1 pseudogene is annotated in these 321 nt (G+C 67.6%); it reads left to right on the top strand.

The annotated features are described in order from the left end of the window. Positions 1 to 42: 42 nt before the first annotated feature. Positions 43 to 321, top strand: a pseudogene (locus QP415_RS11165) (carbohydrate kinase); the annotation flags it as partial.

The raw sequence follows: 321 nt of genomic DNA, 5'->3' as shown, positions 1-321 counted from the left end.
CGAATTGCTGGCACGCGACCTGGCCTGAGAAGGAGAGAACACATGGATCCACGACTTCCCTACGCGCTCGGGGCACTGGCCGGCATGGTTCGCGCGGACGCAGCGAATGAGGCAGCGTCCGGCTCGCCGGAAGGCACGGTCTCGGACATGATGCGGTCGGCACTGACCATCGCCAACCAGCTACGACGAGGCCCGGGCGGCGTACACGCCATACGTTCGGGTCAATGGAGCGTCCCGGCCGGGAGCGCTCGCGACCGACTCCTGTGCGCGGTCCCCATCGGCATCGCGATGTCGACGATCGACCCCGAGGCTTTGGCCGAG

This window comes from Pauljensenia sp. UMB3104 (genome assembly GCF_030217285.1).
Classification (GTDB): domain Bacteria; phylum Actinomycetota; class Actinomycetes; order Actinomycetales; family Actinomycetaceae; genus Pauljensenia.
The sequence above is the reverse complement of the archived record's forward strand: the minus strand, read 5'-3'. Positions and strand labels throughout refer to the sequence as shown.